The organism is Streptomyces sp. NPDC048623 (assembly GCF_040650755.1).
Lineage (GTDB): Bacteria > Actinomycetota > Actinomycetes > Streptomycetales > Streptomycetaceae > Streptomyces.
Genome location: NZ_JBEZHV010000011.1, coordinates 42,800 through 56,695 on the forward strand (window position 1 = coordinate 42,800; position 13,896 = coordinate 56,695).

Genomic DNA, 13,896 nt, shown 5'->3' on the forward strand with positions numbered 1-13,896 from the left:
CAGGACGGCCCGCGGCTGACGGCCCGCGGCTCAGGTCTTGGACTTGTAGCCGCGGCCCCACTGCAGGCCCCAGCCGTACAGCCGGTCCAGCTCGGCCTGGAAGCCGTACACGAAGCGCACCTCGCGCCGGACGACCAGCTCGCCCTTGACGTTCTCCAGGCTGAAGATCGCGCAGGAGCGGGCCTGCGGGGCCGCTTCGTCGAGTTCGATCTCGATGCGCGGGCCGTTGCTCGGGTAGAGCGTGGCCTTGGCGTGGGTGCGGTCGAAGGCCGGCGTCTGGTCGTAGATGTAGACGAAGAACAGCAGGCGCTTGATCTCGTCGCGGTGGTCGAGATTGACGAAGATCGTCTCGCCGGAGGGGGCGCCGAACCGGTCGTCGCCGCTGAGCTTCACGTACGGCGGCTCGTTGATGTCGCCGAAGAAGCCGCCGAGCGGCTGCACCACGCCCTTGCTGCCGTCGGCGAGCTCGTAGAGACAGCCGAGGTCGAGGTCGACGTTGACCATGCCCTGGGTGTGCGCCTGCACCTCCTCGGGCTTGAAGAGCCGCAGCGGGTGGCGCAGCAGGCTGCTGGACTGGCGGCGGCCGCTCTCGATGTCGGAGGCGCGCATCCGCCAGGAGAGGTTGACCCGGAGGTTGCCGGTGGCGGCGCCCTGCTTGGTGAGGGAGACGCTGGGGCGGCGGCGGGTCAGGTCGATGGAGCCGGAGGCCGAGCCCCCCGCGTCGAACGGTTCTCCCCGCCCCGGAAAGAGATTGTCGAAGAAGCCCACGGCTTCGCCACCCCCACCATCGTTCGTCCGCTCCGGCCCACCCCGGACCTGCGCCGTCGGCCTGTGCCGGCGGCCGTGTGCCGTCGGCCTTGTGCCGCACACACGCCGCGGGGCGGCCGGGTGCTCCCGGCCGCCCCGCAGTGAAGCGTTCCTCATTGTCGGGGGTGTCACACCCCGGACGGCACCTCGGTCTTGTCGTCCGAGGAGTCAGCTTTTCCCTCGGCCGCCGCGAGCGCCTTGTTGCGCCGCACGGAGGACCAGAAGGACCAGCCGATGAGCGCGACACCGATGAGGCCGGTGACGACCTCGGGGATCTCGTACTGGATGGTGATCATGAGGACCACGGCCAGGGCGCCGATCGCGTAGTGGGCGCCGTGCTCCAGGTAGACGTAGTCGTCGAGGGTGCCCTGGCGGACCAGGTAGACGGTCAGGGACCGCACGTACATGGCGCCGACGCCGAGGCCGAGGGCCATCAGGACGATGTCGTTGGTGATGGCGAAGGCGCCGATGACCCCGTCGAAGGAGAAGGAGGCGTCGAGGACCTCCAGGTAGAGGAACATGAAGAAGGCGGCCTTGCCGGCGAGGACCACTGCAGGAACCTTCTTGCCGGTGCGCCTGGCCTCTTCCTCGGCCTCGTGCTCGGCTTCCTCTTCCTCCTCCAGCTTGTTCTCGAAGTAGCCGGAGAGACCGCCGACGACGAGGTACGTGATGAGGCCGGCGATGCCGGAGATGAGCACCGTCTGCGCCTTGTCGACGTGGACGCCGCCGTGCTGGTGGGCCTGGGTCGCGAAGGTCATCGAGGTGACGAGCAGGACGATCAGCGCGATGCAGACCGACAGCATGTCGACCTTGCCGAGCTTGGCCAGCGGGCGCTCGATCCAGCGCAGCCACTGGATGTCACGCTCCTCGAAGATGAAGTCGAGGAAGATCATCAGCAGGAACATGCCACCGAAGGCGGCGATCGACGGGTGCGCGTCGGTGACCAGCTGCTGGTAGCGGTCGGCGTCGTTGAGCGCGAGGTCCACGGCCTCGATCGGGCCGATCTTGGCGCTGATCGCGACGATCACGACGGGGAAGACCAGGCGCATGCCGAAGACGGCGATGAGCACGCCGACCGTGAGGAAGATCTTCTGCCAGAAGGCATTCATCTTCTTCAGGATTCCGGCGTTGACCACCGCGTTGTCGAACGAGAGCGAGATCTCGAGGATGCAGAGGATGGCGACGACTCCGAAAGCCTCCCACCCCCCGTAGAGCACCGCGGCCGCGAGGCCGAGGGCGGTGATCGCGAACGACCAGCCGAAGGTTTTCAGAACCACTGTCTTCCCCATCGTGAGTTTTACCGTCTTTACGCGGCTTTACGAAACGTTGACCCCGAAGTCTAGAGCGATGCCGCGCAGACCGGACGCGTACCCCTGTCCCACGGCCCGGAACTTCCATTCGCCGTTGTACCGGTACAGCTCGCCGAAGATCATCGCGGTCTCGCTGGAGGCGTCCTCGGAGAGGTCGTAACGCGCGAGTTCCTGACCGTCGGCCTGGTTCACCACGCGGATGAAGGCATTGCTCACCTGGCCGAAGGTCTGGCCGCGATTGTCCGCCTCATGGATCGAGACCGGAAAGATGATCTTGTCGCACCGCTCCGGGACCTTGGTGAGGTCGACGATCAGCGACTCGTCGTCGCCCTCGCCCTCGCCCGTCAGGTTGTCACCGGTGTGCTCGACGGAGCCCTCGGGGCTCTTGAGGTTGTTGTAGAAGACGAAGTACTCGTCCCCGAGCACCCGCCCCGACTGGCACAGCAGCGCGCTGGCGTCGAGGTCGAAGGGGGCTCCGGTGGTGGAGCGCGCGTCCCAGCCGAGACCCACAAGGACCTGGGTGAGGTTGGGTGCGGCCTTGGAGAGGGAGACATTGCCTCCCTTGGCGAGCGTGACGCCCATGACGGTGGTTTCCTCCCCGGTCAGGCTGTTGGTGCTGCAGGCGCGTCTGCCTGGATCGCAGGCACGTCTGCCCGTGCTGCAGGCAGGTGCGTTCGCGCCGGAGGCACGTCCGTGCGTGCCACAGGCACGTCCGGCGCCGCACGGAGGGTGCGGCGCCGGACGGTGTCGGGTGCGCGGCTCAGACGTTGACGCCGAAGTCCTGCGCGATGCCGCGCAGGCCGGAGGCGTAGCCCTGGCCGACGGCGCGGAATTTCCACTCGGCGCCGTTGCGGTACAGCTCGCCGAAGACCATGGCGGTCTCGGTCGAGGCGTCCTCGGAGAGGTCGTACCGGGCGATCTCGGCGCCGCCGGCCTGGTTCACGACGCGGATGAACGCGTTGCGGACCTGACCGAAGGACTGCTGGCGGTTCTCGGCGTCGTAGATCGACACCGGGAAGACGATCTTGGCGACATCGGCCGGAACCGCGGCCAGGTTGACCTTGACCTGCTCGTCGTCGCCCTCGCCCTCACCGGTGAGGTTGTCGCCGGTGTGCTCGACCGAGCCGTCCGCGCTCTTCAGGTTGTTGAAGAACACGAAGTCCTGGTCGTTGCGGACCTTGCCCGCCTCGTTCACCAGGATGGCGCTGGCGTCCAGGTCGAAGTCCGTACCGGTGGTGGTGCGGACGTCCCATCCCAGACCGACGGTGACGGCGGTGAGGCCAGGGGCCTCCTTGGTCAGCGAGACGTTGCCGCCCTTGCTGAGGCTGACTCCCACGAGTCCCTCCATTGGTTTCCAGGGGCAGCGCCCCCGTCGTGCGTTGGCATCGGATCAACGAATGGATCCTAGTGACGGGTTCCCAGGGTGGCGAGCGCCTTGGCGTACGCGTCGGCGTCGCGGGCGTCCGGCAGGGCGTTGACGACGGACCAGCGGACGATGCCGGTCTTGTCGATGACGAAGGTGCCGCGCACCGCGCAGCCCTTGTCCTCGTCGAACACGCCGTACGCGCGGGAGGCCGCGCCGTGCGGCCAGAAGTCGGAGAGCAGCGGGAACTCCAGGTCCTCCTGCTCGCCGAAGACGCGCAGGGTGTGCATGGAGTCGGCGGAGACGGCGAGCAGCTGGGTGTCGTCGTTGACGAACTCGCCGGCCCGCTCGCGCAGGACGCGCAGCTCGCCGGTGCACACGCCGGTGAAGGCGAAGGGGTAGAAGAAGAGCACCACGTTCTTGCTCCCCGCGGGGCCCCCGGCGAAATCCGAGAGCCGCACGGTGCGGCCGTGGTTGTCCTTCAGCTCGAAGTCGGGGGCCTGTGCGCCGATCTCGATCGCCATCCCGTACGCATCCCTTCGCCGACGGCCCAGCCCTTGGGCCGAAACGGTGAAACCCACCCTAAGGGTGCGCCGGCGGCGGATGCGCGGAGCCCCCCGCCGAGCGGGACACGTGCCCCGGATGCGCGGAGCCCCCGCCGGAAAGGGTCCGGCGGGGGCTCGGCGCAGCGTTCGTGGGTGATCAGCGCTTCGGGGTGCCGAGTCGGGTGCCGACCCAGTCCTTGGCGACGCTGATGCTCTTGCTCTGTGTGAGACCAGCGGTCTGCGCGGCATCGTTGATGTCGCTCGGCTCGATGTAGCCGTCGCGGCCCGTCTTCGGGGTCAGCAGCCAGATCTGGCCGCCGTCCTCAAGGAAGCCGATGGCGTCCACCAGGGCGTCGGTGAGATCACCGTCCTCGTCGCGGAACCACAGCAGCACGACGTCGGCGACGTCGTCGTAGTCCTCGTCCACGAGTTCCTGGCCGATAAGGGACTCGATGCCTTCACGGAGATCGAAGTCGACGTCGTCGTCGTAGCCGATCTCCTGGACCACCTGTCCGGGCTCGAACCCCAGCCTCGCTGCCGGGTTGGTCCGCTCCTCCGCGTGGTCCGCGGTCGCGCTCACGGCTTGCCTCCTGCTCATGTATCGGAAAATGCCTCACCACGCGCGGGCGCGCGGCGCTGGCCGTAGTCCACACGTGCCGGGGCGGATCGCGCAAGTACCCGGCCGATGAGACCGCCGAAACGGTGACGTTTGGGGCCGTCTCGCCGCAACTTCCGGCGAACACCCGTCGCGTTCCGTGACGAGACGTGCACGCTTCGCCCCAGCTTGTGGGCCTCTGCGGCTTCAGTCTGCCGAACGTACTGCCGAAACGCATGCGCGGGATGAGCGTAAGGTTGCGATTTGACCGGACTGGGGCGGCCCAGGACACGCCTGGGCGCCCCGCGAGGGTTACCGCCCGGTAAAGATGACGTTTGCCGTCGGCGGGGTACACGATGAACATCCCGGCCCCTGCGGGGTCTTCCGTCCCCCGGGCTCCACCGACCAGCGAAGGAACAGCGTGGCTTCCGCATCCGATCGCAACCCGATCATCATTGGCGGCCTTCCCAGCCAGGTCCCGGATTTCGACCCCGAAGAGACCCGGGAATGGCTCGACTCCCTGGACGCCGCCGTCGACGAGCGGGGCCGGGAGCGGGCCCGCTACCTCATGCTGCGCCTGATCGAGCGGGCCCGCGAGAAGCGGGTCGCCGTTCCGGAGATGCGCAGCACGGACTACGTCAACACCATCGCGACGCGGGACGAGCCCTTCTTCCCCGGCAACGAGGAGATCGAGCGCAAGGTCCTCAACGCCACCCGGTGGAACGCGGCCGTGATGGTCTCGCGCGCCCAGCGTCCGGGCATCGGCGTCGGCGGCCACATCGCCACCTTCGCGTCCTCGGCCTCCCTCTACGACGTCGGCTTCAACCACTTCTTCCGCGGCAAGGACGAGGGCGACGGCGGCGACCAGATCTTCTTCCAGGGGCACGCCTCCCCGGGCATCTACGCCCGCGCCTTCCTGCTCGACCGGCTGAACGAGGCTCAGCTCGACGGCTTCCGCCAGGAGAAGTCGAGGTTCCCGAACGGTCTGTCCTCCTATCCGCACCCGCGGCTGATGCCGGACTTCTGGGAGTTCCCGACCGTGTCGATGGGCCTCGGCCCGCTCGGCGCGATCTACCAGGCCCGGATGAACCGCTACATGGAGGCGCGCGGCATCGCCGACACCTCGAAGTCGCACGTGTGGGCCTTCCTCGGCGACGGCGAGATGGACGAGCCGGAGTCGCTGGGCCAGCTGACCCTCGCGGCCCGGGAGAACCTCGACAACCTGACCTTCGTCGTCAACTGCAACCTCCAGCGCCTCGACGGCCCGGTGCGCGGCAACGGCAAGATCATCCAGGAGCTGGAGTCGGTCTTCCGCGGCGCCGGCTGGAACGTCATCAAGCTGATCTGGGACCGCTCCTGGGACCCGCTGCTCGCGCAGGACCGGGACGGCATCCTGGTCAACCGGATGAACACGACGCCGGACGGGCAGTTCCAGACGTACGCGACGGAGACCGGCGGCTACATCCGGGACCACTTCTTCGGCGACGACCAGCGGCTGCGGGCCATGGTCGAGAACATGACCGACGACCAGATCCTGCACCTGGGCCGCGGCGGTCACGACCACAAGAAGATCTTCGCGGCCTTCTCCGCGGCCAAGGCCCACAAGGGCCAGCCGACGGTGATCCTCGCCAAGACCGTCAAGGGCTGGACGCTCGGACCCAACTTCGAGGGCCGCAACGCCACCCACCAGATGAAGAAGCTGACGGTCGACGACCTCAAGCGCTTCCGCGACCGGCTGCACATCCCGATCACCGACAAGCAGCTGGAGGAGGGCCTGCCGCCCTACTACCACCCGGGCCGGAACTCCGAGGAGATCCAGTACATGCACGACCGCCGCAAGGCGCTCGGCGGGTACGTGCCCACCCGTGTGGTCCGTGCCAAGCCGCTGGTCCTGCCCGGCGACCAGGCCTACGCCGCGGTGAAGAAGGGCTCGGGCCAGCAGTCCATCGCCACCACGATGGCCTTCGTCCGGCTGCTCAAGGACCTGATGCGGGACAAGGAGCTCGGCAAGCGCTTCGTGCTGATCGCGCCCGACGAGTACCGCACCTTCGGCATGGACTCCTTCTTCCCGAGCGCCAAGATCTACAACCCGCTCGGCCAGCAGTACGAGGCGGTGGACCGCGAACTGCTGCTCTCCTACAAGGAGTCGCCGACCGGCCAGATGCTGCACGACGGCATCTCCGAGGCGGGCTGCACCGCCTCGCTGATCGCCGCCGGTTCGGCCTACGCCACGCACGGCGAACCGCTCATCCCCGTCTATGTCTTCTACTCGATGTTCGGCTTCCAGCGCACCGGCGACCAGTTCTGGCAGATGGCCGACCAGCTCGCCCGCGGCTTCGTGCTCGGCGCCACCGCCGGCCGCACCACGCTGACCGGCGAGGGCCTCCAGCACGCCGACGGCCACTCCCACCTCCTCGCCTCGACCAACCCGGCCTGTGTCGCCTACGACCCGGCCTTCGGCTTCGAGATCGCGCACATCGTCAAGGACGGTCTGCGCCGCATGTACGGCCCGGAGTCCGAGGACGTCTTCTTCTACCTGACGGTCTACAACGAGCCGATCCAGCACCCGGCCGAGCCGGCCGACGTGGACGTGGACGGCATCCTCAAGGGCATCCACCTCTACCGGCGCGGCGAGTCCGGCGCGGTCCCCGCGCAGATCATGGCCTCCGGCGTGGGCGTGCCGTGGGCCCTGGAGGCGCAGCGGATCCTCGCCGAGGACTGGAACGTCCGCGCCGACGTCTGGTCCGCCACCTCCTGGAACGAGCTGCGCCGCGAGGCCGTGGCCGTCGAGGAGCACAACCTGCTCCACCCGGACGAGGAGCAGCGCGTGCCGTACGTGACGCGCAAGCTGCAGCACGCCCAGGGCCCGTTCGTGGCGGTCTCCGACTGGATGCGCTCGGTGCCGGACCAGATCTCCCGCTGGGTGCCGGGCCGCTACACCTCGCTCGGCGCGGACGGCTTCGGCTTCGCGGACACCCGCGGCGCGGCCCGCCGCTTCTTCCACATCGACGCCCAGTCGATCGTCCTCGCGGTGCTCACCGAGCTCGCCCGCGACGGCAAGGTGGACCGCTCGGCCCTGAAGCAGGCCGTGGACCGCTACCGGCTCCTGGACGTCGCGGCGGCCGACCCGGGCACCGCGGGAGGCGACGCGTAGTCGCTCCGCCGGGAGAGCAGGAGGCCGGGTGCGGGTACGTCGTGGCTGGTCGCGCCCACGCGGCGGAGCCGCATGGCGTCACGGTCCCGCGCCCCTTACGGGGCGCGGGCCTGCCTACGATGCCCGGCGTGATGGAACGCTGGGAACGACATATCCAGACGCCGCTGCTCGCGCTCGCGGTGGTGTTCGGCGTGGCCTACGCCGTACCGATCGTGGCGCCCGACGCCGACCCCTGGGTGCACCGGCTGTGCACCCATGTGGAGTGGGCGGTGTGGGCCGCGTTCGCCCTGGACTACCTCGTCCGGCTCGCGCTCGCGCCGGCCCGGTGGGCCTTCGTACGCTCGCATCCGCTGGATCTGCTCGCGGTGATACTGCCGATGGTGCAGCCGCTGCGGCTGCTCAGGGTGGTCTCCACTCTCCTCCTGGTGGGCCGGCGGGCCCGGATGGCCCCGCAGATAACGCTCACCACCTATGTGGCGGGCGCGGTGGTCGGACTGATGATGTTCGGCTCGCTCGCCGTGCTCCATGTGGAGCGCGACGCGCCGAACGGCAACATCAAGACGCTCGGGGACGCGGTCTGGTGGTCCTTCACCACGATGACCACGGTCGGCTACGGCGACCACGCCCCGACGACGGGCCTGGGCCGGGTGCTCGCGGTGGGCCTGATGCTGTCCGGGATCGCCCTGCTCGGTGTGGTGACCGCGAACATCGCCGCCTGGTTCATCTCCCGCTTCGACCGGGACGACGAGGTCGAGCGCCGGCAGACCGAGCTCCTGGAGGCGCTGACCGCCGAGGTGCGGGCGCTGCGGGCCGAGGTCGCGCGCCTCTCGCCCCCGCCGCCGCCCGCCGAGTCCGAGGCGGTCCCCGCCCCTATCGCTCCCAGAGTTTGAACGCCCGTACCTGATAGGGCGACTGCGGCACCCACACCCCCTTCCCCGGATAGGTCTCGAACTCCCCGGTCTCCGCGCACTCCGCGGACTGGTACGTGGTGACCGGCCGCCCGGTCCGGTTGGCCAGGGACTGGGCGCTGGTGCCGGGCGGCAGGGCGACGCAGCTCTCGATGTCGACCGCCGCCAGCTCGTGCGTCTGGGCCTTGCCCTTGAAGTCGGCCTTGGGCCACAGGCAGAGCTGGCCGGGCCCGCAGGCCCCGAGGGCGACTCCGGAAGCCGCCCTCGGCGCGGCGGCCGGTGCAGTGGCTGGCGCCGTGGCCGGGGCAGTGGCCGGCGCCGTGGCCGGGGCTGTGGCCGGCACGGCGGCCGGTGCGGCCTGGGCCGGGATCGCCACCAGGGCGGTCAGCAGTACTCCTGCGGCCAGAAGCGTCTTCGTATACATGCAGGTGAACCCCCGTTTCGTAACTCTCTGTAACCAAGAGCATGGCGGAGGGTCCGCGGAGATGGAAGAGGGGCCGCCCCCGTTCACGCGAACGGGTGACGGCCCCCTACGGGAACCCCGAGAAGCCTCGGCCGGCTAGATGTGCGCCGCCCCCGCGCCCGCCTCCGCGTTCTCACCGCGCTTGGTGAGGGTCGCGACGACGGCCGCGACGACGGCGACGACACCGGCGACGGTGAAGGCCAGGCCCATGCCGTCCAGGAAGGTGTCGTGGATGACCTTGCCGATGACCTGGACCATGTCGGGCGTCATGCCCGGCGCCTTGGCCAGCTCCGGCGGCACCATGCCGAACTCGGCGGCCTGCTCCAGACGCGGGTCGGCAGGCCCCGGCAGCCCGGCGGCCGTCCAGTTCGCGCCGAAGGAGTCGGACACCTTCGAGGACATGACCGCGCCGAGCACCGCCGTACCGAGCGCGCCACCGACCTGCATGGCGGCCTGCTGCAGACCGCCGGCCACGCCGGACAGCTCCAGCGGCGCGTTGCCGACGATGACCTCGGTGGCGCCGACCATGACCGGGGCCAGGCCCAGGCCGAGCAGCGCGAACCACAGGGACATCACAAGCTTCCCCGTACCGGCGTCGAGGGTGATCATGCCGAACATGGCCACGGCCGTGCACACCATGCCGCCGACCAGCGGAACCCGCGGGCCGAACTTGGTGATCAGCAGGCCGGCCAGCGGCGAGGAGACGATCATCATGCCGGTCAGCGGCAGCAGGGCAAGGCCGCTGTCGACCGGCCTGAGCCCCTTCACACCCTGGAGGTAGAAGGTGACGAAGAACAGGCCGCCCATGAAGGCGAAGGCCATCAGGACCATGAGGACCACACCGGCCGACAGCGGCACGGAGCGGAACATCTTCAGCGGGATCAGCGGCTCGCGGACCTTGGTCTCCCAGATCGCGAAGACCACGAAGAGCAGCACGGCGCCGAGCAGGCAGCCCCAGGTCTTGAGGTCGCCCCAGCCCCAGGACTCGCCGGCCTTGATGATGCCCCAGATCAGGGCGCCCATGGCGGCGGAGAGCAGCACGATGCCGGGGATGTCGAAGGAACGCGGGGCGTTCTCGGCGCGGTGGTCCTTGAGGATCACCAGACCGAGGACGAGCGCGAGGACGCCGACCGGCACGTTGATGAAGAAGACGGACTGCCAGCTGACGTGCTCGACGAGCAGTCCGCCGACGATCGGGCCGCCGGCCGTCGAGGCGCCGATGACCATGCCCCAGATGCCGATGGCCATGTTGAGCTTCTCGGCCGGGAAGGTGGCGCGCAGCAGACCGAGCGCGGCCGGCATGAGCAGGGCGCCGAAGACGCCCTGGAGCACGCGGAAGGCGATCACGAGCCCGATCGAGCCGGACAGGCCGATCGCGCCGGAGGCGGCGGCGAAGCCCGCGATGCCGATGAGGAAGGTCTGCCGGTGCCCGAAGCGGTCACCCAGCTTGCCGGCGGTGATGAGCGCGACGGCCAGCGCGAGCAGATAGCCGTTGGTGATCCACTGGACCTGCGCGAGCGAGGCGTCGAGGTCTTCCTTGATGGCCGGGTTGGCGATGGCGACGATCGTGCCGTCGAGCGCGACCATCATCACGCCGACCGCGACGCTGAACAGGGTCAGCCACGGGTGACCGCGCAGTCCCTTCGCCGGGGCCCCTTCCGGGGTCCGGCCACCCCCCTGACCCTGCGGGGTCTTTTCCATGGTGATCTGACTAGTCATGCGAAGGAGGCTAGTGTCAGTGACTGACAATTGACAAAGCGATTCACGCGCCGGTAACTGTCACGTAGCTCACAGGTAGCCTGACCCGGGAAAAGCGACGGAAAGAGGACCGATACGTGACCACCGCGCCCGGGCTGCGCGAGCGCAAGAAGCAGCGCACCCGCGACACGCTGATCCGGGCCGCCCTGGAGCTCTTCACCACCCAGGGGTACGAGGCGACCACCGTCGACGAGATCGCCGAGGCGGTCGAGGTCTCCCAGCGCACCTTCTTCCGCTACTTCGCCACCAAGGAGGACGTGGCCTTCGCCGTCCAGGACATGGTGGAGGAGAGCTTCGTCCGCGCGCTCGGCGAACGCCCGCCCGCGGAGGGCCCCTTCGACGCGATGCGCAACGCGGTGCTGAGCAGCTGGGACACCATCGGCGAGGCGATCGAGGAGGTCGTCCCCGTCGAGCTCTACCTCCGCAGCTACCACCTCATCGAAACCACGCCCGCGCTCTTCGCCGCGCATCTGCGCCGCTCCACCGAGGTGGAGGAGCGCATCGCCAGGCTGATCGCCGAGCGCGAGGGCCTGGACGTGGACGAGGACCCGCGGCCCCGGATCGCGACCGCCGCGTTCGGCGGGGTCATGCGGGTCACCGGGCGCCTGTGGGGGTGCGGCGAGGACTGGAGCCTGGAGTCGATGCGCACGCTGACCGAGCGCTACCTGGACCAGCTCGGCGCGGCCCTCGCCCCGCGCTGGCGCGCCTGACGCCGTACCCCCTACCCGCGCGTCCCGTGCTCCCCCACACACGCACCGTCACCACCCGCCCGCTCCGCAACGTGATCCGCGTCACTCGCCGCACGGGCACCCCCCGGCGCCCCCTAGGGTGGCGGCCAATGTCTTCCTTCGACTCCTCCCCCACCCTCACCGTCTGGCGGATGCTGCTCGCGCTCGCCGTGGTGTTCCTGCTCCTCGCGACGACCGGGTGGACCACGATCCGGCATCAGCCCACGCCAGGGCAGACGCGGGAGGAGGCGCTCGCCGCGTGGGCGCGCGACCGGAGCGACGGCCGCGCGCTGCCGGACCCGATGTCCCCGGCCCGTACGATCGCCGCCTTCTTCGCCGCGCTCGGGCCCGCAAGGAGCGCCCGGCTCGCCGACACCCATCCGCTCGTCGTCGGCAATCTCAACGGCGCGCCCGTCACCCTGCGCTACCGCGCCAACCGCGTCTCGCTCGCCCGGGCGCTCGACGCCGAGCGCGGCAGGGTCGACGACCCGCGGCTCACGGCCGACGGGCGCCACGAGGCGCTGCGCCGCCTGCACCGCTTCGCCGGCCTGATGGAGCCCGGCCGGCAGATCCTCGCCTTCGACCCGAACGGCACGGGCCGGACCGCCGAGGTCCTCGGCGACCTGGCGCGGGCCCGGCGGGTCTCGGTGATCGTGCCCGGTGTCGACACCAATCTGCTGACCTTCCAGAAGACGAACCGCCGCTACTCGGCGCCCGCCGGCATGGCCGACGCCCTGTACGCCGCCGAGCACGGGGCCGATCCACGCGCGCGTACCGCCGTCATCGCCTGGGCCGACTACACGGCACCGGTCGGCGTCGGCGTCGAGGCCGCCATCGGCCGGCTCGCCGCGAACGGCGCGGTCCGGCTCGTCGACCTGACCGCCGCGCTGCCCGGCGACTCGCGCGTCACCCTCTTCTGCCACAGTTACGGCTCCGTGCTGTGCGGCGTCGCCGCGCCGCGGCTCCCCGCCCGGGTCACCGACGTGGTGGTGGCCGGCAGCCCCGGCATGCGGGCCGAGCGCGCCGCCGATCTGCGCACCCCGGCCCGGATCTGGGCGATGCGGGACGCCGACGACTGGATCGCGGACGTTCCCCATCTGGAGGTGGGCGGGGTCGGGCACGGCACCGATCCGGTGGACCCGGCGTTCGGGGCGCGGCTGCTCTCGGCGGCCGGGGCGGCCGGCCACGCGGGCTATTTCGAGCCGGGTACCGGCAGCCTGGCGAACTTCGCCGCGATAGGTGTCGGCGCGTACGGCTCGCTGACCTGCGCGAGCGCCGACAGCGCTTGTCTCGACGGAATCTCCGGCCGGACAGCTGCCTGACGCGCGTAGATCACGGCGGATTTACGATGGTTGCGCAGGGGCGACGTCGGGGCATACGCCGCATACGATGAGGCGTATGGGTGATGTGCTGGCCGGAATTCATGCCACCTGGCAGTTCGAGAGCGACGCAGTCGTCATCCGCTTCGAACGGGGGATCCGTACGCCGAAGCTCCTCAACGCGCTGCGCGAGCGGCGCGTTCCTCTTGAGGCGCTCGCTTCGGTGACGCTCGCCCCGGGCAAGCGGGGCACCGTCGTGCTGCACGCGGAGCCGCGGCCCGGTGCCGATCCGCTGATGGAGGCGGCGGCCGGGCAGCTCAAGGACGGCTCCGATCCGTACCGCCTGGTGCTGCCCGCCGACCGGGAGACCCTCGCCGAGTACTACCGCGACGAGCTGCGCACCGCGATCGCGCCGTACGGGGGTCTGGGCCCGGCGGACGGCTTCCTGGTGGCGGCGCCCGAGGGGCCGCAGTCCTTCAAGGCGTACGACGGGAAGGCGAGCTTCGACGGGACCGGCGAGATCAACTTCCGCTGGTTCTGGACCGGTGCGTCCTCCGAGAAGTGGAAGGCCGGCGACCAGACCTTCCGGGTACGGGATCTCAGCGGGGTCGAGTGGCGCTCGCCGGAGATCATGGACGGCTATCTGCGCCTCGTCCGCCGGGAAGGCCACGACACCCGCCCGGTGCAGCCCGACCACGACCCGGCATCCCTGGTCTTCGGCCTCGGTTACGGCCCCGTGCACGAGTCCCTGCCGTTCGCGGCGGCCGTCCTCGCCGCGATCCGCGGCGCCTCGGACCGCGTACCGGCGTCCGCGGCGATACGGCCCCGGGACCCGGCCGCCGTCGCAGAAAGGATCCGCCACCTCGGTGAGCTGCACCAGGCGGGGCTCGTGACGGACGAGGAGTTCTCGGCCAAGAAGGCGGACCTGCTGGCGGAGCTGTAGCGG

General features: G+C 70.0%; 13 protein-coding genes. 5 read left to right on the forward strand and 8 right to left on the reverse strand.

Annotation, left to right across the window (positions count from 1 at the left end; all coding sequences use genetic code 11):
- Positions 1 to 30: 30 nt before the first annotated feature.
- From AB0C73_RS17840 to AB0C73_RS17865, 6 genes are all read right to left on the reverse strand, one after another.
- Positions 31 to 768: a Tellurium resistance gene (locus AB0C73_RS17840; protein WP_362530586.1), complete on the reverse strand. Its 738-nt coding sequence runs from the start codon at positions 766 to 768 to the stop codon at positions 31 to 33.
- Positions 769 to 935: 167 nt separating this feature from the next.
- Positions 936 to 2,084 carry a DUF475 domain-containing protein gene (locus AB0C73_RS17845; protein ID WP_362530991.1) on the reverse strand — a complete coding sequence of 383 codons (1,149 nt, stop codon included), beginning with the start codon at positions 2,082 to 2,084 and terminating at the stop codon, positions 936 to 938.
- A gap of 39 nt (positions 2,085 to 2,123) precedes the next feature.
- Positions 2,124 to 2,699 (reverse strand): TerD family protein, encoded by a 576-nt coding sequence (locus AB0C73_RS17850; protein ID WP_362530589.1) that lies wholly within the window; start codon positions 2,697 to 2,699, stop codon positions 2,124 to 2,126.
- Positions 2,700 to 2,877: 178 nt separating this feature from the next.
- Positions 2,878 to 3,453 carry a TerD family protein gene (locus tag AB0C73_RS17855; RefSeq protein WP_356063160.1) on the reverse strand — a complete coding sequence of 192 codons (576 nt, stop codon included), beginning with the start codon at positions 3,451 to 3,453 and terminating at the stop codon, positions 2,878 to 2,880.
- A gap of 68 nt (positions 3,454 to 3,521) precedes the next feature.
- Positions 3,522 to 4,004, reverse strand: a complete 483-nt coding sequence (locus AB0C73_RS17860; RefSeq protein ID WP_362530592.1) for a peroxiredoxin — start codon at positions 4,002 to 4,004, stop codon at positions 3,522 to 3,524.
- Positions 4,005 to 4,182: 178 nt separating this feature from the next.
- Complete coding sequence (locus AB0C73_RS17865; RefSeq protein WP_362530595.1) at positions 4,183 to 4,605, reverse strand: DUF3052 domain-containing protein; 423 nt, start codon at positions 4,603 to 4,605, stop codon at positions 4,183 to 4,185.
- A 436-nt stretch (positions 4,606 to 5,041) separates the two neighbouring features.
- Between AB0C73_RS17865 and aceE the strand changes: the two genes are divergently transcribed.
- Positions 5,042 to 7,774 carry a pyruvate dehydrogenase (acetyl-transferring), homodimeric type gene (aceE, locus tag AB0C73_RS17870; RefSeq protein WP_362530597.1) on the forward strand — a complete coding sequence of 911 codons (2,733 nt, stop codon included), beginning with the start codon at positions 5,042 to 5,044 and terminating at the stop codon, positions 7,772 to 7,774.
- A gap of 131 nt (positions 7,775 to 7,905) precedes the next feature.
- Complete coding sequence (locus tag AB0C73_RS17875; protein WP_362530994.1) at positions 7,906 to 8,664, forward strand: potassium channel family protein; 759 nt, start codon at positions 7,906 to 7,908, stop codon at positions 8,662 to 8,664.
- On the opposite strand, the gene AB0C73_RS17880 is transcribed toward AB0C73_RS17875, so the two are convergent.
- Complete coding sequence (locus tag AB0C73_RS17880; protein ID WP_362530600.1) at positions 8,645 to 9,106, reverse strand: peptidase inhibitor family I36 protein; 462 nt, start codon at positions 9,104 to 9,106, stop codon at positions 8,645 to 8,647. The two genes, AB0C73_RS17875 and AB0C73_RS17880, sit on opposite strands and share 20 nt — an antisense overlap.
- A 135-nt stretch (positions 9,107 to 9,241) precedes the next feature.
- Positions 9,242 to 10,864, reverse strand: coding sequence for an MFS transporter (locus tag AB0C73_RS17885; RefSeq protein WP_362530602.1), 1,623 nt, complete (start codon positions 10,862 to 10,864; stop codon positions 9,242 to 9,244).
- Positions 10,865 to 10,980: 116 nt separating this feature from the next.
- Between AB0C73_RS17885 and AB0C73_RS17890 the strand changes: the two genes are divergently transcribed.
- The 3 genes from AB0C73_RS17890 to AB0C73_RS17900 all read left to right on the forward strand — a co-directional run bounded on the left by AB0C73_RS17890 (position 10,981) and on the right by AB0C73_RS17900 (position 13,893).
- A complete protein-coding gene (locus AB0C73_RS17890) occupies positions 10,981 to 11,613 on the forward strand; it encodes a TetR family transcriptional regulator (protein ID WP_362530605.1) in 633 nt (210 codons plus the stop codon).
- 128 nt (positions 11,614 to 11,741) lie between these two features.
- Positions 11,742 to 12,953 carry an alpha/beta hydrolase gene (locus AB0C73_RS17895; RefSeq protein ID WP_362530608.1) on the forward strand — a complete coding sequence of 404 codons (1,212 nt, stop codon included), beginning with the start codon at positions 11,742 to 11,744 and terminating at the stop codon, positions 12,951 to 12,953.
- A gap of 76 nt (positions 12,954 to 13,029) precedes the next feature.
- Positions 13,030 to 13,893 (forward strand): DUF4429 domain-containing protein, encoded by an 864-nt coding sequence (locus AB0C73_RS17900; RefSeq protein ID WP_362530611.1) that lies wholly within the window; start codon positions 13,030 to 13,032, stop codon positions 13,891 to 13,893.
- Positions 13,894 to 13,896: the final 3 nt, after the last annotated feature.